Origin of the sequence: Mixta gaviniae (assembly GCF_002953195.1) — a bacterium.
GTDB lineage: Bacteria > Pseudomonadota > Gammaproteobacteria > Enterobacterales > Enterobacteriaceae > Mixta > Mixta gaviniae.
On sequence record NZ_CP026377.1, the window covers coordinates 4140342 to 4162273 of the forward strand.

The following is a 21932-nucleotide window of genomic DNA, read 5'->3' on the forward strand; positions in this document are numbered from 1 at the left end:
AGCGATTTTTGATGCGGAGAAGCTATGTTCAGTTCCTTTTTTCCCCGGCCCGCGCTCTTTTTCAGCAGCGCGGCCCTGTTTAGCCTGACGGCGGCGCTGCTCTGGTTTGAGGGCGCCAGCCAGCTGCTGTTTCACCTGTCGCCGTTTGCCGCCTGGGCCGGCAAAACGCCGCCCGATAACGCCTGGCGCTTTCTTCAGCCCGACGAGCTATGGTTTTACGCCTGGTTCGCCGCGCTGACGGCGCTGTTCGCCACCGTCTGGGCGATCGCCAGCCCGCATCCCTGGCAGCGCTGGTCAGTGTGGGGAACCGCGCTGATCCTGTTTCTGACCTGGTTCGACGTGCATGTCGGCGTCGCCATCAACGCCTGGTACGGTCCCTTCTATGATCTGATCCAGCAGGCGCTGGAGAAGGCAGGTTCAGTCCCGATGGCCGCCTTTTACCAGCAGATCGGCGATTTTCTTAGCATTGCGCTGATTGCGGTGGTGGTCGGCGTGCTAAACGCTTTCTTTATCAGCCACTGGGTGTTTCGCTGGCGTACGGCAATGAACCAGTGGTATCTGACGCACTGGCAGCAGCTGCGCCACGTGGAAGGGGCGGCGCAGCGCGTGCAGGAAGACACGATGCGCTTCTCCAGCACGCTGGAGGAGTGGGGCGTCAATCTGATCCAGGCAGTGATGACGCTGGTGGCGTTTTTGCCGGTGCTGGTGGGGCTGTCGCAACATGTCAAAAGCGTGCCGATCCTCGGCAGCCTGCCTGACGGGCTGGTGCTGGCGGCGCTGTTCTGGTCACTGTTTGGCACCCTGCTGCTGGGGCTGGTGGGCATTAAGCTGCCGGGACTGGAGTTCCGCAATCAGCGGGTCGAAGCCGCCTACCGTAAAGAGCTGGTCTACGGCGAAGATGACGCCCGCCGCGCCGCACCCGCCACGGTGCGCGAGCTGTTCAGTCGGGTGCGCCATAACTATTTCCGTCTCTGGTTTCACTATCTCTATTTCAACGTGACGCGCATTCTCTATCTGCAGGTGGATAGCATGTTCGGCCTGTTTCTCCTGCTGCCGACCATTATTGTCGGCGGCCTGACGCTTGGATTATTGCAGCAGATCACCAACGTCTTCGATCAGGTGCGTCAGGCGTTCCAGTATCTGATTACCTCCTGGTCGACGCTGGTGTCGCTGATGTCGATTTATAAGCGTCTGCGCAGCTTTGAGCAGGCGATTGACGATGGAAGCAGACGGGGCGTGCTGCAACAACGCTAAGGGGTCACGCGGGAAAGTAAACCACAGGCGGGGGTGAGGCGCGCTTTGGCCACGCCGTCAGCGGCTGTTGAAGCATAACGGCAGGCCCTCTGCGCGTTAACCGTCGTCAACACCACCGGTCATCTTCGCCTGGCCCGGAGGACCGCAAAGCCGCCTAATCACCCTATTCAGGCCGCAATCACGTCGCCCTGCCGTGCGGCTGGCTGTTCGCCCTTCTCACGGGCGTACCTTCAGGCGGAGCGATAACGTGGCGCAAAACGCGCGGGCGATGGCAAACAGCGATCTGGCGCTGCGGGAAACGCCGCAGCGCCAGTATGTCACCCCGCTGGCGGCGCGTCTGGCACGGGCCGCCGGGAAAGAAGAGACTATTTAAGCGCGGCGAACACACGCTCTACCGCGTAAGCGCCCGGATCCTTCACCCCGTTGAGGCTCTCCTGATTCAGATAGGAGGAGCGTCCCGCCTTAGCGGCGCCCATGCTGGCGGTAGAATCCGCGCCCTGCTGCGCGGCGGCGGCGGCGGCATCCAGCCCCTGGCCGGCAATCAACGCCTGCAGCGCAGGCTCCAGCGCATCGATCAGCGTGCGGTCGCCGACGCGCGCGCCGCCGTAGTGTTTCATCCGTTCCAGCCCGGCCATCAGCGCCTGCGGCAGCGCTTTGCCCTCTTCCAGCTGCTGGCCGGCGGCGGTAAACATAATCGACATCAGCACGCCGCTGGAGCCGCCCATCACCACCGCCAGCTGCTCGCCAATCAGCGTCAGCAGGCGCGATGGCTCATTAAGGGGCAGCCTGTTCTGCTGGCTGCCCTGCAGGATTTTGCGCGCACCGGCGGCGAAGGTGGAGCCGGTATCGCCATCGCCGACCTTCGCATCCAGCTTATTCAGATCGCCTTCCAGGTCAATCAGCGTCTGGCACAGGGTCTCCACCACGCGCCGCGTCGCCGCATTGTCGGAGGGTTGCGCTTCCTGCTGGCGTTTAATCGCTTCGCCTTTGACGGGCTCCGGCATGCGCAACGCCTGCACCGGCTGCCAGCCGCTTGCCTCCACCGGCGCCTGCAGCGCCTGCAGCCGTTCTTCATCCAGCAGCAGCGTCGTCAGGGAGAAACCTTTCATATCCAGCGAGTTGACCAGCGTGGCGGGGCCGAGCAGATGAGTAACACGTTCACCCAGCGGCGTCTTTGCCGTTTCGCGCACCAGCACGCCCATTTCCAGCAGCGAAAAGCCGCCGAGGTTGTTAACCAGCAGCAGCGCCTTTTTATCCTGCGGCACCTTTTCCGCCAGCTTTTGCGCCATGATCTGCACGATTTCGCGGCTGTTCTGCGTTTTTAGCGTTTTGACGCCCGGCTCGCCGTGAATGCCCATGCCAAGTTCGCTTTCGCCTTCCGCCACGCGATTGTCGGGCGCTTCGCCGGGAATATGGCAGGTAGAGAACGCGAGTCCGATGCTGGCGGTCTCGTCAATCGCCCGCTGCGCGCGCTGCGTCACCTCCTGCAGCGAGGCGCCCTGCTCAGCGTAATAGCCCGCCAGCTTATGGATCAGCACCGTGCCCGCCAGGCCGCGTGGCTGCGGGTTATCCGGCAGCGCGATATCATCTTTCACAATCGCCAGTTCAACCTTGTAGCCCAGCGCGCGCGCTTTTTCCGCCGCCAGGCCAAAGTTCAGGCGGTCGCCGGTATAGTTTTTCACGATCAGCAGGCAGCCCGCCTCGCCGGTTACGTTGATGATGGCGCTCAGCACCGCATCGACGCTGGGCGAAGCGAACACGTCGCCGCACACCGCCGCGGTCAGCATCCCTTTACCCACAAAGCCGACGTGCGCTGGTTCATGCCCGGATCCGCCGCCGGAGATCAGCGCCACCTTGCGCTTGTCCCAGTCATTGCGCACCACAACGCGAATACCTTCGCCCACCTCAAGCCGGCTCAGATTGTGGTAAGGGGCGCTCAGCAGCGCGCCCTCAATCGCTTCGTTCACCAGTTCGCTTTTTTCGTTCATGAAAAACTGACTCATGGTTTCCTCTCTTGTGTTGACGCGCCCAGCCGCGGCGGCGCAAAACGTTAACTGTAGTTGAAAAAGCAGGCGTTTATTCGGCGAAAAGGGTGAGCCGGAGAGATGCAGCAAGTAAAAAAAGGAGAAGAATGGCGTAACCAGAGGGGAGGCAGAAAGGCGAGTAAAGTTGCGATCAGCAGACGCAGGTTGAAATGCGCGCTTCGCCTCAGGGCGCATATCGGGCGCGAACGTCCGATCCTTTAAGGGGAACCATAGTCGGGCGCGAACGCCCGATCGTTAAGGGGGAAACCGCAGTCGGGCACTGACGCCCGATCTGTTAAGGGGGAAACCGCAGTCGGGCGTGAACGCCCGATCGTTAAGCGGGAAACCGCAGTCGGGCGTGAACGCCCGATATTTTAAGCGGGAAACCACAGTCGGGCGCGAACGCCCGATCTGTTAAGGGAGAAACCGCAGCCGGGTACTGACGCCCGACGCCGCGGGATTAGCGGAACACGCTGATCGCTTCAACCAGGCGCGTCGCCTGGCGCGTCATGCGTCCTGATGCTTCAGCGCCTTCCTGCACGCGCGCCGCGTTCTGGTGGGTGATCTCATCCAGGTTTTCCACGGCCAGGCTGACTTCGCTCAGCGCGGTCGCCTGCTCAGCGGTGGCGGCGCTGATCTGGCCGATCAATTCTGAAACCGTCTGCACCTGGCCGACAATCTCCTGCATGGTGCCGCCGGTGTGATTCACTTGTCCGGTGCCGGTTTCCACCCGCTTCACGCTCGCTTCTACCAGCGCTTTGATCTCGCTGGCCGCCCTGGCGCTGCGGCTCGCCAGGTTGCGCACTTCGCCCGCCACAACGGCGAAGCCTTTGCCCTGTTCGCCCGCGCGCGCCGCCTCGACCGCCGCATTGAGCGCCAGGATATTGGTCTGGAAAGCAATACCGTCGATTACGCTGATAATACTGGCGATCTTCTTCGAACTGTCGGCGATGTCATCCATCATGCCAATGGTCTCTTGCATCGCGTTTCCGCCCTGTTGCGCCGCCTTGCTGGTCACTGCGGCAAGCTGATCCACTTCCGTGGCGCGCGCCTTGTTGCTGTTTACCGTGGCGGTCATTTCATTCATGGTGGCGGCGGTTTGCTGCACGTTGGCCGCTGCCTGCTCGGTGCGCTGGCTCAGCTCTTCGTTGCTGCGCGCCATGGCGTCGCTGGCGCTCAGCACGTTCACCGCCTGACCGCTGACATCATCCACCAGCCAGCGGAACATCAGCCCAAGCTGCCCGATGGCGCGCAGCGTCATGCCGATCTCATCGACCCGATCGAGCGCCTCGACTTTATGGCTGTTACCGGTGGCAACATCCAGCGCCTGCCGGCAGACGCGCTCCAGCGGACGAGAGATCTGCTGCTCCAGCCAGAGGCTGGCCAGCAGCAGCAGGCCAGCCATGCCGGCGCTGAATAGCCCCAGCGCGCCCATACCCACACCCAGCGCCCACACCCCGGCGACGCTGAGCGGCAGCAGCGCCAGCAGCGTAGAGCGGATGCGCCAGCGCAGCGGCAGGGTCTTAAACAGCGAACGCCAGCGGCGCCAGCCGCTGTAGACCAGCAGCCCCTTATGCAGCCTGCGCCCTTTATGCCGTCCCGCCTTAAAATCGCCGTACAGCGTTTCCGCCTGCGCGATCTCTGCCGCCGTCGGCCGGGTGCGCACTGACATATAGCCCTGCGGCGCGCCGTTGCGGATCACCGGGATCGCATTGGCGCGCACCCAGTAGTGATCGCCATTTTTACACCGGTTTTTCACCAGGGCCGACCAGGGCTGCCCCTGCTTCAGCGTGGCCCACATATCCGCAAACGCCTCCGGCGGCATATCAGGGTGACGCACCAGGTTGTGCGGCTGGCCGTTGATCTCCTCCTGCGTGAAACCGCTGACGTCGATAAAAGCGTCGTTCGCGTAGGTGATATAGCTATTGAGGTCGGTCGTTGTCATCAGCGTTGCGTCATCGCTAAACGCGAACTCCTGATGGGTAACGGGTTGGTTGTTACGCATGAAATAATCCTTGAACGGGGCACAGACCGAGATGCGATGAATAGATTATGTTTTTCTATATTTTCGGCAGCCAGCGTCGGGATCTTTAATGTTAAAAACCGCTATTAGTTCGACAAAGGTCGCATTTTAAGCAGCTTCCCAGGGCATTGCCGCCAAAGGCGCGGCAAAGGTCAGGGTATGGGGAACCGTAAGTTTCATTTACCGGAGGTGAGGCGGGAGGGGATTTTGCGTTAAAGAGAGCGGGCGATAGCCGCAGAAAGCGCCGGCAAGGCGCAGGCCGCTCGCCATCAAAGGCGGTGCGGCCGCAAAGGCGTCAGCGCTGCGCGCTCGCCGCCTGACGCAGCGCCGGGCGGATAAAGCCGTGATGCTGTTCCAGCAGACGCTGCGCTTCCGGTGCGGAGAGCTGCCCCAGCACCATCAGAATGGCGGTTTTGCAGTGGCCGTCGCAGGCAGCCAGCGCCGTCTGCGCTTCTTCCGCGCCGCAGTCGGTCGCCTGCCTGACGATATTGATCTGGCGCTGCACCAGCTTCTGGTTGGTCGCCTCCACATCCACCATCAGATTGCCGAACACCTTGCCGCTGCGGATCATCGCGCCGGTGGTCAGCATATTCAGCACCAGCTTCTGCGCCGTTCCCGCCTTCAGCCGCGAGGAGCCGGTCACCACCTCCGGCCCTACCACCGGCGTCAGGGCGATATGCGCCACGCGCGCCATCTCGCTGTCGGGGTTGCAGGTCAGCGCCACGGTGGTCGCCCCCTGACGGCGCGCGTAGTCGAGCGCGCCCAGCACATAAGGGGTGCGGCCGCTGGCGGCGATGCCGACCAGCACGTCGCGCGCACTAAAAGCGATCGCCTGCAGATCGTCCGCGCCCATTTGCGCATTATCTTCTGCATTTTCTACCGCCTGCAGAATCGCCTGATGGCCGCCGGCAATCAGCCCCACCACCTGCTCGCGCGGGGTGCCGAACGTAGGCGGGCACTCGCTGGCGTCCAGAATCCCCAGCCGCCCAGAGGTGCCGGCGCCGCTGTAAATCAGCCGCCCGCCCTGCTGAAACGCGGCGCTAATCGCGTCCACCGCCTGGGCTATCTGCGGCACAATCGCCTCTACCGCCAGGGCGACTTTTTTATCTTCGTTATTAATGACGCGCAGCATCGCTTCGGTCGACAGCTCATCGATGTTTTCGCTGGCCGGATTGCGGCTTTCGGTGATCATGCGTGACAGATCGAGACTCATAACAACTCCCTTATAAGGCGAACAAAGACGGCGGCAGGCGAACTGCACCGCGCCTTATAATGAGCAACTCTTTTGCAGAATGGAACCGCTTAAGCGGCGAACGACGGGAGAAAATCGCGGATAAAAAAACGCCGCCCCGGCTTCAGGGGCGGCGTTGTCATCGTTCAGGCGGGATTAGCGTGCAGTCTGCATACGCAGCTGCTGCTCATACTTCGCCGCCTGCGCGGTATCGAACTGGTCTTCCCACTTGGCGATGACCAGCACCGCCAGCGCATTGCCTACCACGTTCAGCGCGGTACGCGCCATATCCATGATACGGTCGACGCCGGCAATAAACGCCAGGCCTTCCAGCGGGATGCCGACGCTGCCCAGCGTCGCCAGCAGCACCACGAAGGAGACGCCCGGCACGCCCGCGATCCCTTTCGAGGTCACCATCAGCGTCAGCACCAGCACGATCTCATCCATCAGAGAGAGATCGATACCGTACAGCTGCGCGATAAAGATCGCCGCGATGCTCTGATAGAGCGTGGAGCCGTCGAGGTTAAACGAATAACCGGTCGGCACCACGAAACTGGTGATCGCCTTCGGCGCGCCGTAGGCTTCCATCTTCTCCATAATCCGCGGCAGCACCGTTTCGGAGCTGGAAGTGGAGTAAGAGAGGATCAGCTCATCTTTCAGGATGCGCATCAGCGTGGTGATTTTCAGCTTACATGCTCGCGCCACCGCGCCCAGTACCACGAAGGCAAAGAACAGGATGGCGGCATAAACCAGCAGCACCAGTTTCGCCAGCGGCCAAAGCGAGGAGAAGCCGAAGTTGGCGATGGTGACGGCGATCAGGGCGAACACGCCTACCGGCGCGTAGCGCATGATCATATGCGTCACTTTAAACATGGTTTCCGATACCGAACGGAACACCTTCACCAGCGGATCGCGATGTTCAGACGGCAGCGAAGAGAGGCCGAGGCCAAACAGCACCGAGAAGAAGATAATCGGCAGCATATCGCCTTTGGCGATCGCCGCGAAAATATTCTGCGGGATCAGCGACAGAATGGTGACCACCAGGCTATGCGCCCCGCTCTGCACCTGTTCAGTCGTCGCTTCATATTTAGAGATATCCACCGTTGCCAGCGTCGACATATCAATGCCGGTGCCAGGCTGAAAGACATTCGCCAGGGTAATCCCTACCACGATGGCAATGGTGGTAATCACTTCAAAGTAGACAATTGTTTTGACGCCGATTCGTCCAAGCTTCTTCGCGTCGCCCACGCCCGCAATACCTACCACAAGAGTAGAGATCACAATTGGCACCACAATCATCTTAATCAGATGAATAAAGATATCACCGGCAGGCGAGAGGATATTGGTGATTAACCATTCACGATCCTCAGGTTGGTTATGCAGAATCGCACCAACGATGACACCCAGCACCAACGCAATCAGTATTTGCCAGGCAAGGCTGATTTTAAAACCTTTCATAGTGTTTCATTTCCTTAACAAACCCTGGTTCCGCACAGGAGCGCGGACATTTACACACTAAGGGAAATGGACAAAGTCCGGTAAAATCGAGGGTTATTGATGGTAGCGCCCGGAAAAGGGCCGTTGATAAGTACCATTATCAACGGGCGAAAAGCAACCTTTGCGGCGATCTCTTTCGCCAGATTGAGAAGCGGCAAGATAAATGCCTTCAGGTTATGAAACCACTAACTCTATGTTCTAAAAAGTAATATAGCTTGCGCTTTCGGCATAGCTATGCATTACAAGATGTGAACCGATCGCTGTTTTTTTCAACAGCGGCGGGCGGAATTACCTACACTTATCAGATAAGAAGTAAAGCGATTCTCTACCGCCAGGCTGGCGAAAAACCTGCATATTTCATCGCGTTTGTTATTCCCGTGATCTGTCGCGCAAAAAAGAAACAAAGCGCTGCTCCTCGCTGTTATTAACCTTTGATTGACATATGATTAACATCTTCAAGGAGACCAGCCATGAGCCAAATTATAAAACATCCCGTTCCCGCCAGCATCGCGGAACATACGCTGATAAACGCGGAACAGTACCAGTCGATGTATCAACAATCGGTGCAGGATCCTGACGCTTTTTGGGGCGAGCAGGGAAAAATGCTGGACTGGATCAAACCTTACACCAGAGTAAAAAACACCTCCTTCGCACCGGGCAATATCAGCATTCGCTGGTATGAAGACGGCACGCTCAATCTGGCGGCCAACTGTCTGGATCGTCACCTGCATGAGCGCGGCGATCACCCGGCGATTATCTGGGAAGGCGATGACGCCAGCGAAAGCAAAACCCTGACCTATCGTCAGCTGCATCGTGAAGTCTGCCGTTTCGCCAACGTGCTGAAAGAGCTGGAGATCAAAAAAGGCGATGTCGTCGCGATCTATATGCCGATGGTGCCGGAAGCGGCGGTAGCGATGCTGGCCTGCGCCCGTATCGGCGCGGTTCACTCAGTCATTTTCGGTGGCTTTTCCCCTGAGGCGGTGGCGGGACGCATTATCGATTCCAGCGCCCGTCTGGTTGTGACCGCCGACGAAGGCGTGCGCGCAGGCCGCACCATTCCGCTGAAGAAGAACGTCGACGAGGCGTTGAAAAACCCTGGCGTCACCAGCATCGAGCATGTGGTGGTGCTGAAGCGCACCGGCAATGAGATCGCCTGGCAGAACGGCCGCGATCACTGGTGGCACGAACGCATGAACAGCGCCTGTTCGCACCACCAGCCGGAAGAGATGAACGCCGAAGATCCGCTGTTTATCCTTTATACCTCTGGATCGACCGGCAAGCCGAAAGGCGTACTGCACACCACCGGCGGCTATCTGGTTTACGCCGCCGCCACGTTCAAATATGTCTTCGATTACCATCCAGGCGACGTCTACTGGTGTACCGCCGATGTCGGCTGGATCACCGGACACAGCTACCTGCTTTACGGGCCGCTGGCCTGCGGCGCCACCACGCTGATGTTCGAAGGGGTGCCCAACTGGCCGCAGCCGAGCCGCATGGCGGAAGTGGTCGACAAACATAAGGTGACGCTGCTCTATACCGCGCCGACGGCGATCCGCGCGCTGATGGCGGAAGGCGACCGGGCGATTAGCGGCACCAGCCGCGCCTCGCTGCGTATTTTGGGATCGGTGGGCGAGCCGATTAACCCGGAAGCCTGGGAGTGGTACTACAAAAAAATCGGCGACAGCCGCTGCCCGATTGTTGATACCTGGTGGCAGACCGAGACCGGCGGCTTCATGATCACCCCCCTGCCCGGCGCCACCGAGCTGAAGGCGGGTTCGGCGACCAAACCCTTCTTCGGCGTGCAGCCGGCGCTGGTGGATAACGAAGGCCAGAGCCAGGAAGGCGCCTGTGAAGGCAACCTGGTGATCGTCGATTCCTGGCCTGGGCAGGCGCGTACGCTGTTCGGCGATCACGAGCGCTTCGAACAGACCTACTTCTCCACCTTTAAAAACATGTACTTCAGCGGCGACGGTGCGCGACGCGATGAGGATGGCTATTACTGGATCACGGGCCGCGTGGATGACGTGCTGAACGTCTCCGGCCATCGTCTGGGCACAGCTGAAATCGAATCGGCGCTGGTTTCCCACGCCAAAATCGCCGAGGCGGCGGTAGTTGGCATTCCACACAGCATCAAGGGCCAGGCGATCTACGCCTATATCACGCTTAACCACGGTGAAGAGCCGACCCCCGAGCTGTATGCAGAGGTGCGCAGCTGGGTGCGCAAGGAGATTGGACCGATCGCCACGCCGGACGTGCTGCACTGGACCGATTCGCTGCCGAAAACGCGCTCCGGCAAGATCATGCGCCGCATCCTGCGCAAAATCGCCACCGGCGACACCAGTAACCTGGGCGACACCTCAACGCTGGCCGATCCGGGCGTTGTGGAAAAACTGCTGGAGGAGAAACAGAGCATCACCATGCCTTAACCCGCCGGGCGCCGCCCGTGTGAGCTACCCATAACAAGCGGCACGGCTGGCGCAGGCCAGCCGGTAAAACAGACGTCATAACACTATAAAAATTTCCTGAAGGGATCTCCCCGATCCCTTCTTACCTCTGGAGACGCTGTAATGAACGACGCTATCTATGCCCGGATAGAGAACAGCGCGCGCTTTAAAGAGCTGGTGCAAAAGCGCCAGCGTTTCGCGCTGATCCTGTCCATCATCATGCTTATCCTGTATGTCGGCTTTATCTTACTTATCGCTTTCGCCCCCGGCTGGCTGGGCGCGCCGCTGCACGCGGGCACCAACGTCACGCGCGGTATCCCTATCGGCGTCGGCCTGATTGTGATCTCTTTCCTGCTGACCGGCGTTTACGTCTGGCGCGCCAACGGCGAGTTCGATCGCCTTACCCGACAGATTATTGATGAGGTGAAAGCATGATCGGGCTAAAACGTACCGCTGCAGGCCTGACGCTGCTGCTTCCCTTGCCGCTGCTGGCCGCCGACGCCATCAGCGGCGCAGTACAGAAGCAGGGCACCAACTATCAGGCGATTTTCATGTTTCTGGTGTTTGTCGCCGGTACGCTGGGCATCACCTGGTGGGCATCGAAACGCACCCGCTCGCGCAGTGATTACTACACCGCGGGCGGCAATATCACCGGCTTTCAGAACGGGCTGGCGATGGCCGGCGACTTTATGTCCGCCGCCTCGTTTCTCGGCATCTCCGCGCTGGTTTATACCTCCGGCTACGACGGCCTGATCTACTCGCTGGGCTTCCTGGTCGGCTGGCCGATCATTCTGTTTCTGATCGCCGAGCGGCTGCGCAACCTGGGCCGCTATACCTTCGCCGATGTCGCCTCTTACCGTCTGCAGCAGAAGCCGATCCGCACCCTCTCCGCCTGCGGCTCGCTGGTGGTGGTGGCGCTTTACCTGATTGCGCAGATGGTCGGCGCGGGCAAGCTGATTCAGCTGTTGTTTGGGCTGGATTACCACGTGGCGGTGGTGCTGGTTGGCATTCTGATGGTGCTGTACGTGCTGTTCGGCGGTATGCTGGCCACCACCTGGGTACAGATTATCAAAGCGGTGCTGCTGCTGTTCGGCGCCTCCTTTATGGCGATTATGGTAATGAAGTCAGTCGGCTTCAGCTTTAATACGCTGTTTACCGAGGCGATGGCAGTGCATCCCAAAGGCCAGGCGATTATGCGCCCAGGCGGGCTGGTCAACGATCCCATCTCCGCGCTGTCGCTGGGGCTGGGGCTGATGTTCGGCACCGCCGGGCTGCCGCATATCCTGATGCGCTTCTTTACCGTCAGCGACGCGCGCGAGGCGCGCAAAAGCGTGTTCTGGGCCACCGGCTTTATGGGTTACTTCTATTTCCTGACCTTTATTATCGGCTTCGGCGCGATCTTACTGGTAGGCGCTAACCCGGCGTTTAAAGATGCCGCTGGCGCGCTGATCGGCGGTAACAATATGGCGGCGGTGCATCTGGCGAATGCGGTGGGTGGCAGCACCTTCCTCGGCTTTATCTCCGCCGTCGCCTTCGCCACCATTCTGGCGGTGGTCGCCGGGCTGACGCTGGCGGGCGCCTCTGCCGTATCGCACGATCTCTACGCCAGCGTGGTGCGTAAAGGCCAGGCGACCGAGCGCGAGGAGCTGCGGGTATCGAAAATTACCGTGCTGATATTGGGCGTGGTGGCGATTGCGCTGGGCATCCTGTTTGAAAAGCAGAATATCGCCTTTATGGTCGGGCTGGCCTTCTCGATCGCCGCCAGCTGTAACTTCCCGATCATCCTGCTGTCGATGTACTGGTCGCGGCTGACCACGCGCGGCGCGATGATCGGCGGCTGGCTGGGGCTGCTGACGGCGGTGGTGCTGATGATCCTCGGCCCAACGGTGTGGGTGCAGGTACTGGGCCACGCCTCACCGGTGTTCCCGTATGAATATCCGGCGCTGTTCTCGATGCTGGTTGCGTTTATCGGCACCTGGCTGTTTTCCATTACCGACCATTCCGCGCAGGGCGCACAGGAGCGTCAGCTGTTCCGCGCGCAGTTTGTGCGCTCGCAGACCGGCGTCGGTATCGATCAGGGTAAGGCGCACTAAACGCCGGCCCGCCGCTTAGCGAGCGGGCGCGACACCGCTTTTTACCCGACTCTACGGGCCGCCTGGCGGCCCTTTTTTATCGCGCGGCCGCTTAGCCGGCCGCCCACATCAGCTGGCCGATCAGCGGCGCAATAACCACCGTAACCACGCCCGACAGCATCATCACCAGGCTGGAGACTACCCCCTCCTGCTGCCCTAACTCATAGGCGCGCGCGGTGCCCGCGCCGTGCGAAGCGGCGCCGAAACCCGCGCCTTTCGCCAGCCCCTGCTTAACCGCCAGCCGCAGGAACAGCACATCGCCGACCGCCATGCCGAAGACGCCGGTGATCACCACAAACAGCGCCACCAGATCGGGCTGTCCGCCCACCTGCTGCGCCGCCGCCAGCGCGAAGGGCGTGGTGATCGAGCGTACCGCGAGGCTGCGCTGTATAATTTCCGGCAGCGTCAACAGACGCGCCAGCCATACCGAGCTGCAGACCGCCACCAGCGTGGCGGTTATTACGCCCGCCGACAGCGACAGCCAGTGACGGCGGATAATCGCCATGTTTTCATACACCGGCACGGCAAACGCCAGCGTCGCCGGGCCGAGCAGCCACAGCAACCAGCGGCTCTCGCCAATATAATCCTGCCAGGAGATATGGGTCATCAGCAACATCCCCACCAGCAGCAGCGGCGTCAGCACCAGCGGCATCAGCAGCAGCTTGCGCCAGCGGCGATAGAGCCGTTTATTCAGGAAATAGACGCAGAGCGTGGCGATAAAACAGAGCAGGCTGATAATCAGATCATTCATGGCGTGCCTGCTTACGTCGGGCCAGCCAGATTTCCAGCCGGTAAACGCGATCCACCACCAGTGCTGTGGCACCCAGCACCATCAGCGTGCTGAGGGCGATAACGACGCAGATACGCCAGCCTTCTGTTTTCAGCAGGTCGCCGTAATTGACCACCGCCACCACTGCCGGCACGAAAAACAGCAGCATTTCCGCCAGCAGCCAGCTGCCACCCGCCTTCACCCACTTCAGCGGCACCACACGCAGCATAATCAGCGCCAGCAGCAAAAGCATACCGACGATATTGGCCGGCAGCGGCAAATGCAGCCAGCCCACCAGCTGCTGGGCAACGATAAACAGGCCGATATAGATACCGACCTGCAACGGCACCTGCATACGCTGCAGCCAGCCGGTTCTTTGCGGGCTTATCGCGACCGCCATAATGGGTTTCTCCTGTTTTTCTGTGACGGCTGTCAGTATACGGCGCTGTTAAAGGGTGAAAAAAATGAATTAAAATCATCCAAACTATGCACAGAAGGAATAGTTTATGGATGTTCGGGCGCTACGTTATTTTGTTGAGGTGGTGCGTCAGCAGAGCTTTACCCGCGCGGCGGAGACGCTGTTCGTCACGCAGCCGACCATCAGTAAAATGCTGCGCCATCTGGAAGAAGAGCTGGGCTGCACGCTGCTGCTGCGTGAAGGGCGCAGGTTACATCTGACTGACAGCGGCCAGGTGGTCTATCAGCGCGGCCTGACCATTCTGCAGGAATTTAAGCAGCTGGAGATGGAGATTGGCGATATCAACCAGCTGAAAACCGGCGAGCTGCGCCTTGGCGTGCCGCCGATGGTCGGCATGCAGATCGCCGGATCGGTTTCCGCCTTCCGCCAGCGCTATCCCGGCATCGCGCTAAATATCGTCGAATCGGGCGGGCTGGCGGTGCAGGAGGCACTGTTGTCGGGCGGGCTGGATCTGGCGCTGACGGCGCTGCCGGTGGATGAGCAGCTGCCGCTGAATACCCTGACGCTGATGCGCCATCCGCTCTGCGTGCTGGTGCCGCATGCCGCGCCGTGGCGCGATCGCCTTAGCCTGTCGCTGGCCGAGGTGGCGCAGCATCCCCTGCTGATTTTCAATGAGGAGTTTTCGCTTAATCGTCAGCTGAAAAAAGCCTTTCAGCGCGCCGGACTGACGCCGCAAATTGCGGTACGCAGCGGGCAGTGGGATTTTCTGGCGGCGATGGTGCAGGCGGGCATGGGCATCGCCATCCTGCCGGAGCCGATTTGCCAAAGGCTGGATCGGCAATCGCTGCTCTGGCTACCGCTGGAATCGGATCTGACCTGGACGCTGGGATTGATCTGGCGCGAGGGGAGCTATCTTTCGCGCAGCGCGCAGGCGTGGATTGATTGCTGTCGCGCTTTCTGGCCGGGCGAAGCGCCGAAGATTTCAGTGTAAGGCGGACAGGTAGCCCTGCCCGCCTTTGCGATTAATGCTCGTCTTTCTCCACCAGCAGCGCTTCCAGCAAGTCGAGATCGCGCAGCAGCTTCTGCATGGTCTCGTTGCTGATCTGCTGCGTGGCGCGCAGATGATAAAGCTCGGCGCGTTCGGCACGCAGCGCGGTAAGGCGGAAGCGACGCTCCAGATCCTCGGCCACGTGCGCATGCTCCAGATCGCTCTGGCCGTCGGCGCGGCGGCGCAGGTTGCCGATCACGCGCGAACTCACCTCTTTCAGCAGCTCATTATCGATATTCGCTTCGGCGTCGTGCGTCAGGCGCTCCTCCATCTTGTAGAGGCTTTCAATCGCCACGCCCGCCATCACCGCGCGCGCCTGCTGCAGCTCGCGGCGATGCACGTTCTTATCGATGCCGTCGATACCGCGCAGCAACAGCGGCAGCAGGATCACGCCGACAAACAGCGAGAAGAGAATGACGCCGGTAGCAAGAAACACCAGCTCGTAACGGCCGGGGAAAGCATCGCCGTTCGGCAGGAACAGCGGAATTGACAGCACACCGGCCAGGGTGATGGCGCCGCGTACGCCGGCGAACGAAGCGATCAGTAGCTCGCGCGTGGTGTAGCTGCTGAACTCCATCGGCTTTTTAGTCAGCAGACGTTTGCTGAGGCGCTGCATCGTCCAGAGCCAGCCGAAACGCACCAGCATCAGGGCGACGTAGACCAGCAGAATATCGGTAAACAACATCCACAGCTGCACGTTCGGATCGGCGTTCGCCTCGGCGATTGAGGTTTCCAGAATGCCCGGCAGCTGCAGGCCGAGCATCAGGAACACCATGCCGTTAAACACGAATTCCAGCATCTGCCAGACGCTGTTGGCGCGCAGGCGCATCGCCAGCGGCGCGCGACGCATAATGCCGGAGCGGGTGATCATCATACCGGCCGCCACTGCCGCCAGAATGCCCGATACGCCGAGGTGTTCGGCAATCAGATAGGAGGCGAACGGCAGCAGCAGCAGCAGTACCGTCTGGGTGGCGGGATCGTCACCGCTCAGACGGCTGAACAGACGCAGCGATTTGCCGAACAGCCAGCAGACTGCGGCGCCCGCCAGCAGGCCGCCGATCGCCACTTTCAGGAACTCGACGGTAGCGCCGGAAACGGTAAACACCATGGTTCCCATCGCCACCGCAACGGCGAACTTCAGCGACACCAGGCCGGAGGCGTCGTTCATCAGCGCCTCGCCCTGCAGAATCGACATGATCTTTTTGGGAATGCGCCCTTCGCCGACGATGCCCGACAGCGCCACGGCGTCCGTCGGCGACAGCACCGCCGCCAGCGCAAAGGCCGGCACCAGCGGAATGCCCGGCACCATCCAGTAGATCAGATAGCCGATGCCGACCACGGTGATCAATACCAGCACCAGCGCCAGGCCCATGATTTCACGGCCGTGGTTAAGAAATTCGTTAACCGGCGTTTTCCAGCCGTCGGCAAACAGCAGCGGCGGGATAAACAGCACCAGAAACAGTTCCGGATCAAAATCGACATGCAGGCCGAATGTCGGCCAGGCGAGCAGCGCGCCGGCGGCGATTTGCACCAGCGGCAGCGGGATTTGAAACGGGATAATACGCGCGGCGACGCCGGAGAGCGACACCACTAACGTCATAATAAGAATAGTAAAAAAGATTTCCATGCTTTCCTTGTAGCCTCTTCCGACAGGCATATGTGAATCGATTACCCTGGGGTTGCCCCTTCAGCAGTGTAAAACAAAACGTTAAACCTGTTAAAAACAAGGCGTGCGATTCGCTCAGCTTCAGGACGATTCTCTGTTTCTCGCCGCGGAGGCGGGAAAGGCGGCGGGCAGAGGGAGAGCGCGGCATCGCTGCCGCGCCAGAGGGGATTAAAGCGCCCAGCCGCCGGCATAAAAGGCGACCAGCGCCACCGCGATGATCACGGTGCCGATATTCAGCTTGCGCCATTCGCCGGCGAACAGGCGGCCGATCACCAGCGCGCCGAAGCCGAGCATAATGCCGGTAACGATATTGCAGGTAAGGACGATAAACACCGCCGTCAGTAGCCCCGACATCGCGTCAACGAAATCGTTGAAGTCGATTTTCGCCACGTTACTCAGCATCAGCAGGCCGACATACATCAGCGCGGGCGCGGTAGCATAGGCCGGTACTAAATAGGCCAGCGGCGACATAAACAGGATCGCCAGGAACAGCAGGCCGACAACAATCGCCGTCAGGCCGGTTTTGCCGCCCGCCGCCGTGCCGGCCGCCGATTCGATATAGACCGCCGCAGGCGATGCGCCCACCAGGCCGGCGAAGATGCTGCTGACGGAGTCGGTGGTCAGCGCCTTGCCGCCGTTAATGATCTGCCCCTCTTTATCCAGCAGGTTCGCCTGCCCCGCCACGGCGCGAATGGTGCCGGTGGCGTCGAACACCGCCGTCATCACCAGCGCCAGCACGCTGGGCAGTACCGCCGCCTGCAGCGCGCCGCCGATATCCAGGCTGAACAGCAGCGAATGGCCGCTGGCGTCGCTCAGGCTCGGCATGGCGAACAGCCCTTTAAAGCTCACCGCCGGATCGAACGCCAGACCAATCAGCGAGATAGCGATAATGGTCAGCAGGATGCCGCCCGGCACGCGACGCTTCTCCAGGCCGAAAATCGCCGCCAGACCCAGCAGCGTCATGATGACCGGAAACGAAGCGAAATGGCCCAGCGCTACCGGCAGGCCCGGTGCCGGGTTCTTCACCACCAGGCCAACGCCATCGGCGGCGATCAGCAGCAGAAACAGTCCGATGCCGACGCCGGTACCGTGCGCCACACCCATCGGCAGGTTGCGCAGGATCCAGGCGCGGATGCCGGTGGCGGAAATCAGCGTAAACAGCACGCCCATCAGAAATACCGCGCCCAGCGCGACCGGAATGCTGATCTGCTGCCCCAGTACCAGGCTAAAGGCGGTAAAGGCGGTCAGCGAGATGGCGCAGCCAATCGCCATCGGCAGGTTCGCCCACAGGCCCATGATGATCGAGCCGAAGCTGGCAACCAGACAGGTGGAGACGAAAACCGCCGCCGGCGGGAACCCTGCCTTGCCCAGCATGCCCGGCACGACGATAACCGAATAGACCATCGCCAGAAAGGTAGTCAGGCCGGCGATAATCTCCTGACGCACGCTGCTGCCGCGCGCGGAGATCTGGAACCAGGCGTCAAGCGAGCGGCGCGCAGGTTGTGAAGGAGTGGACATGTAAAACCTCGTTATTTTGGATGACAGCCTGCGCGACGCTGGATAACGCATCGTCGTCTTTATTCCCTGGATGAAGACCGGCGTACAACTCGTTTCCCAACGTTTGCCAAAAGCAAACGTTTACCTCGCCGCGCGAAAAGGGGCCGAAAAGCGACCTGTAAAAAGGCAAACGATTATCCTGCCTTTTCTGGCATATTTTCAACTGCTGTTTGCAGCCGATTCAGCACAATTAACGAGCGTTACGCCCGACGGATTGCAGTAAAGCGGAGAGAATGAACCGGAAAAATGGGGTAACTGCCGGATGGCTAACCTTTTTTCAGCCTTGCCGTTCGACAGTAGCGGGCGGGCTAAGCGGGCGGATGTTGTTCGCCGCCCTGATGAGTCGCCGGCGGCCGGCGGAGATTCCCCCGCCCGGCCTGCATCCGGGCTAATCGGGCAGATTCAGTTCGCCGCCCTGCTGGATCGCGCGCTGCCAGGCGGGACGGCGGCTGATTTTATCCAGCCAGGCCTGCGTGGCGGGCATATCGTCAAGACCGCCGCGCGCCGACAGCCCCTGGATGGGAAAGCTCATCTGAATATCGGCCAGCGTCAGATGCTGGCCGGCAAACCATGGCTGCTTCGTCAGATGCTGTTCGATAAACTGGCGATGCGTGGCCAGCTGCTTATCGAGAAAGCCTTTGCGCACCCCATTGCCGAACGCCGCGCCGATCGGGCGCAGTAGCCAGGGCACCGGTGGCTTGCCCATACGGCTGAAGATCAGGCGCATCACCACCAGCGGCATCAGCGACCCTTCCGCATAGTGCAGCCAGTAGCGGCACTCCAGCGCCTCATCCTTATCCAGCGGCGTCAGCAGCCGGTTGCGGTCATAACGTTCCGCCAGATATTCCAGGATCGCGCCCGATTCCGCTACCACGCGCTCGCCGTCGACAATCACCGGCGCCTTGCCCAGCGGGTGAATTTTTTTCAGCTCTGCCGGGGCGAGCATTGACGCCTGGCGCTGATAGCGTTTGATTTCATACGGCAGCTCCAGCTCTTCCAGCAGCCAGAGAATGCGCTGAGAGCGGGAGTTATTCAGGTGATGCACCACGATCATGGAAGGCTCCGGAAGTAAGGCGTCAGCCTCCAGTATAGCGGCTACTCCTCTTCACGCTGCGGATCGAGCAGGATAGCGCCGGTGCCCTCTTCCGCCAGCCGATCGTTGGGGTTACGCAGCGGACAGTCGCGCATCGATAAGCAGCCGCAGCCGATGCAGCCATCGAGATCATCACGCAGGTGCGTCAGGGTTTCGATGCGCTTGTTCAGTTCGGCGCGCCACTGTTCGGTCAGCTCCTCCCACGCCTTCGCCGAAATGCGTTTATCTACCGGCATATGCGCCAGACTTTCGCTAACCGTCGACAACGGAATGCCGATGCGCTGGGCGATTTTAATGATCGCCACGCGGCGCAGTACGTCGCGACTGTAGCGCCGCTGGTTGCCGCCGTTGCGCGTGCTGGCGATCAGCCCTTTCGACTCGTAGAAGTGCAGCGCCGATACCGCCACGCCGCTGCGCTTCGCCACTTCACCCGGCGTCAGCACCGGTTTTGGGAAGTTACTTTTTTTCACTTTGCGCTTTACCTCAAGTTAACTTGAGGAATTATACTTCCCCACCATCAAACCCGCAAAGCGCAAAATCTAATCAGAAGGACGTCGTCATGATGCATAAAGACATTATTCATTCTCTGACTGACTGGATTGATCGGAATTTAGATAAAAATCTTTCCATTGATGAAGTCGCAGCCAAAGCCGGCTACTCCAAATGGCATCTGCAGCGGATGTTTCGCGCCGTGACCCGGCAGACGCTGGGCAGCTATATTCGTGAACGTCGCCTGACGCTGGCCGCAGAAGCGCTGACCCTGACGCAGCGTCCGGTATTTGATATCGCCATGCAGTATGGCTTTGATTCGCAGCAGACCTTTTCCCGCGTATTCCGTCGCCAGTTTTCGCAAACGCCGACCGCCTATCGCCACAGTATGCGCCGTCAGAACGCGCTGCGTCAGCGTCCGGCCGCCTTTGCGCGCAGCGACGCGATGGGCAGCTTCGCCCAGCGCACCACCGGCGTCTGCTGCCCGGTCAGCGGTTAAAATACGGCGTCCGGCCCGGTCTCGATGGTGTCAGACTGCGGCTGGCTCTGCCAGCGCGGCGACAGGTACCATCCGCCGCCCAGTGATTTAATGTGGTACATGGCGGCATCCGCCTGCGCCAGCAGCCCTTCCGCCGAGCGTGAGGATTTGCCCAACGCCGCGCCAATGCTCAGCGACCAGAGGATCGGCTCGCCCTCCGGCAGGATCAACGGCTCTGCCATCGCGCTCATAATATGCTGCACCACGCGCGCGACCTGCGCCGGCTCGCTGATATCGCGCAGCAGGATGGCGAATTCGTCGCCGCCAAGCCGCGCGACCATATCCGTTTTACGCACCTGACCGCGCAACCGCTGTGCGGTGGCGGTAATAATGGCGTCGCCGGCGGCGTGACCCCAGGTGTCGTTAATCTGCTTAAAGCGATCGCCGTCGATAAACAGCAGCGCCAGCGTCTGCCGCTGTTCGGCATCGGCAAAGGCGCGCGTTAGCGTGCGTTCAAACGCGAGGCGGTTCGGCAGGCCGGTCAGGCCATCGTGGCTCGCCTGATGCGCCAGGCTGTCATGCTCCTGCTTCATATTGCGCTGCCATTCGTCCAGCTCCTCCAGCAAAATATTAAAGTCATGGCTGAGCGCGTGCAGCTCGGCGATCTCCGCTTCCGGCACCCGACGCGCGAAGGCGCGGCGCTGGCGTACGTCGCGCGTGACCGAGGTGATGCTCTGCAGCGCCTGCAGAATGCCCGCGTGCATACGGCGCGAAAGCAGCGAGGCGAGCGTGGCGGTGGTCATCAGGCTCGCCGCCAGCCAGGCGAAGGTTTTATAGAGATACTGGATCACCGCGCAGGGATTGCCGACCAGCCAGATACGGCCGACCTCTTCGCCCGACTGCATCACCGGCGCGCTGACCGGATGAGGAAACAGCCAGCGCGCGATCAGCCGTTCAATGCTGTTTTGATGTTGGTGTGGAGAAGTGTGCCAGCCCGCCAGTAGCTGGCCCTGGCGGTCGTAAACCCGTCCGTAGGCGAAGCTGCCGCGCTTGCCGATTTCCGCCAGCGCCTCGCGCACGATCTCGCCGTCGCCTCTCACCACTGATGACTGCACCGTAAAGCTGAGCGTGGAGGCAAGCAGCTCCAGATTATTTTCCGCATAGTTACGCAGCGCGATCAGCGACAGCGTAGAGAGTGAGAGGCCGGAAATGGTCATCGACACCACGATGATGATCAGATGAATGCGCTGCAGCGATTTACGCAGCGTCGGACGCGGAAGCGTTTTCACGCTGGCGGCCTCCATCTGGCCTGCGCTGCGCTTAGACATACCGCCTCCCGCGCGCGATGCCGCCCGACAAAGCGGCGTTCGGTTGCGAACCACGCCCCAGGTCTGTGTCAGAGACAGAAAGCACCCTTGTCATAATTTCATCCTGAATAAGATTGGCATAAGCAGGGCGTGACGGCAGCGGCGGAACGCCTGCCATCCCCGACAGCGCTGAACGGTAAAACCGGTGCCGCAGAGCCTATCCGGCTCATGGCACGGGTACAACGATCCAGGCGGTCGGATTCATCCCAAAGCCCTGTTATTTTTATGGGTTTGCTGTAAAAACATTGAATTAGCCGCGTCGTTACGCCATGCCGCCAGCCGATCCAGCCTCTTTCCGGCACCGGCTCAACACGCTGATCCTGACGCGTCAATCACTTACCGACCGGTGTAAATTTTGTTCAATTTTTAAAAACCAGTGATATAATGTGACTCATGTCACACTTTGTGTGTTACGTATTCACGACCGGTAAAGACTCCCTGG

18 protein-coding genes are annotated in these 21932 nt (G+C 60.5%); 7 read left to right on the forward strand and 11 right to left on the reverse strand.

The window, feature by feature from the left end:
• The first annotated feature begins 24 nt into the window (after nucleotides 1–24).
• Nucleotides 25–1254, forward strand: coding sequence for a peptide antibiotic transporter SbmA (gene sbmA / locus C2E15_RS19460; protein ID WP_104958748.1), 1230 nt, complete (start codon nucleotides 25–27; stop codon nucleotides 1252–1254).
• Nucleotides 1255–1501: 247 nt separating this feature from the next.
• A complete protein-coding gene (locus C2E15_RS22230; RefSeq protein WP_281257526.1) occupies nucleotides 1502–1627 on the forward strand; it encodes a hypothetical protein in 126 nt (41 codons plus the stop codon).
• Here C2E15_RS22230 and C2E15_RS19465 read toward each other — a convergent pair.
• From C2E15_RS19465 to gltP, 4 genes are all read right to left on the reverse strand, one after another.
• Nucleotides 1620–3257, reverse strand: a complete 1638-nt coding sequence (locus C2E15_RS19465) for a dihydroxyacetone kinase subunit DhaK (RefSeq protein WP_104958749.1) — start codon at nucleotides 3255–3257, stop codon at nucleotides 1620–1622. The genes C2E15_RS22230 and C2E15_RS19465 overlap by 8 nt on opposite strands.
• A gap of 481 nt (nucleotides 3258–3738) precedes the next feature.
• Nucleotides 3739–5283: a methyl-accepting chemotaxis protein gene (locus C2E15_RS19470; protein WP_104958750.1), complete on the reverse strand. Its 1545-nt coding sequence runs from the start codon at nucleotides 5281–5283 to the stop codon at nucleotides 3739–3741.
• Between the two features lie 313 nt (nucleotides 5284–5596).
• Nucleotides 5597–6514 (reverse strand): N-acetylmuramic acid 6-phosphate etherase, encoded by a 918-nt coding sequence (gene murQ / locus C2E15_RS19475; RefSeq protein ID WP_104958751.1) that lies wholly within the window; start codon nucleotides 6512–6514, stop codon nucleotides 5597–5599.
• A gap of 174 nt (nucleotides 6515–6688) precedes the next feature.
• Nucleotides 6689–7990: a glutamate/aspartate:proton symporter GltP gene (gltP, locus tag C2E15_RS19480; protein ID WP_104958752.1), complete on the reverse strand. Its 1302-nt coding sequence runs from the start codon at nucleotides 7988–7990 to the stop codon at nucleotides 6689–6691.
• A gap of 509 nt (nucleotides 7991–8499) precedes the next feature.
• On the opposite strand from gltP, the gene acs reads away from it, so the two are divergent.
• The 3 genes from acs (at nucleotide 8500) to actP (ending at nucleotide 12566) form a co-directional block, all read left to right on the forward strand.
• Nucleotides 8500–10455 (forward strand): acetate--CoA ligase, encoded by a 1956-nt coding sequence (acs, locus tag C2E15_RS19485; RefSeq protein WP_104958753.1) that lies wholly within the window; start codon nucleotides 8500–8502, stop codon nucleotides 10453–10455.
• A 141-nt stretch (nucleotides 10456–10596) separates the two neighbouring features.
• Entirely contained in the window at nucleotides 10597–10908 is a 312-nt protein-coding gene (locus C2E15_RS19490) for a DUF485 domain-containing protein (protein WP_104958754.1), read from the forward strand.
• Nucleotides 10905–12566 (forward strand): cation/acetate symporter ActP, encoded by a 1662-nt coding sequence (actP, locus tag C2E15_RS19495; RefSeq protein ID WP_104958755.1) that lies wholly within the window; start codon nucleotides 10905–10907, stop codon nucleotides 12564–12566. The genes C2E15_RS19490 and actP overlap by 4 nt, the downstream gene beginning before the upstream one ends.
• Nucleotides 12567–12657: 91 nt before the next feature.
• On the opposite strand, the gene C2E15_RS19500 is transcribed toward actP, so the two are convergent.
• Nucleotides 12658–13356 (reverse strand): LrgB family protein, encoded by a 699-nt coding sequence (locus C2E15_RS19500; RefSeq protein ID WP_104958756.1) that lies wholly within the window; start codon nucleotides 13354–13356, stop codon nucleotides 12658–12660.
• Nucleotides 13349–13774 (reverse strand): CidA/LrgA family protein, encoded by a 426-nt coding sequence (locus C2E15_RS19505; RefSeq protein WP_104958757.1) that lies wholly within the window; start codon nucleotides 13772–13774, stop codon nucleotides 13349–13351. The genes C2E15_RS19500 and C2E15_RS19505 overlap by 8 nt, the downstream gene beginning before the upstream one ends.
• A gap of 106 nt (nucleotides 13775–13880) precedes the next feature.
• Here C2E15_RS19505 and C2E15_RS19510 point away from each other — a divergent pair, with 106 nt between their 5' ends.
• On the forward strand, nucleotides 13881–14783 hold the full coding sequence (locus C2E15_RS19510; protein WP_104958758.1) for a LysR family transcriptional regulator: 903 nt from the start codon (nucleotides 13881–13883) through the stop codon (nucleotides 14781–14783).
• Nucleotides 14784–14814: 31 nt separating this feature from the next.
• On the opposite strand, the gene C2E15_RS19515 is transcribed toward C2E15_RS19510, so the two are convergent.
• The 4 genes from C2E15_RS19515 to soxR all read right to left on the reverse strand — a co-directional run bounded on the left by C2E15_RS19515 (nucleotide 14815) and on the right by soxR (nucleotide 19626).
• The gene (locus tag C2E15_RS19515) at nucleotides 14815–16467 is read right to left on the reverse strand and encodes a Na+/H+ antiporter (protein WP_104958759.1); all 1653 of its coding nucleotides are present in this window, start codon (nucleotides 16465–16467) and stop codon (nucleotides 14815–14817) included.
• 207 nt (nucleotides 16468–16674) lie between these two features.
• Nucleotides 16675–18024, reverse strand: coding sequence for an NCS2 family permease (locus tag C2E15_RS19520; RefSeq protein WP_104958760.1), 1350 nt, complete (start codon nucleotides 18022–18024; stop codon nucleotides 16675–16677).
• A 427-nt stretch (nucleotides 18025–18451) separates the two neighbouring features.
• On the reverse strand, nucleotides 18452–19117 hold the full coding sequence (locus C2E15_RS19525) for a glutathione S-transferase family protein (RefSeq protein WP_104958761.1): 666 nt from the start codon (nucleotides 19115–19117) through the stop codon (nucleotides 18452–18454).
• Between the two features lie 41 nt (nucleotides 19118–19158).
• On the reverse strand, nucleotides 19159–19626 hold the full coding sequence (gene soxR / locus C2E15_RS19530; protein ID WP_104958762.1) for a redox-sensitive transcriptional activator SoxR: 468 nt from the start codon (nucleotides 19624–19626) through the stop codon (nucleotides 19159–19161).
• An 89-nt stretch (nucleotides 19627–19715) separates the two neighbouring features.
• Between soxR and soxS the strand changes: the two genes are divergently transcribed.
• A complete protein-coding gene (gene soxS / locus C2E15_RS19535) occupies nucleotides 19716–20144 on the forward strand; it encodes a superoxide response transcriptional regulator SoxS (RefSeq protein ID WP_104958763.1) in 429 nt (142 codons plus the stop codon).
• Here soxS and dgcN read toward each other — a convergent pair.
• Nucleotides 20141–21451, reverse strand: coding sequence for a diguanylate cyclase DgcN/YfiN (gene dgcN, locus C2E15_RS19540; RefSeq protein ID WP_104958764.1), 1311 nt, complete (start codon nucleotides 21449–21451; stop codon nucleotides 20141–20143). The two genes, soxS and dgcN, sit on opposite strands and share 4 nt — an antisense overlap.
• Nucleotides 21452–21932 lie beyond the last annotated feature (481 nt).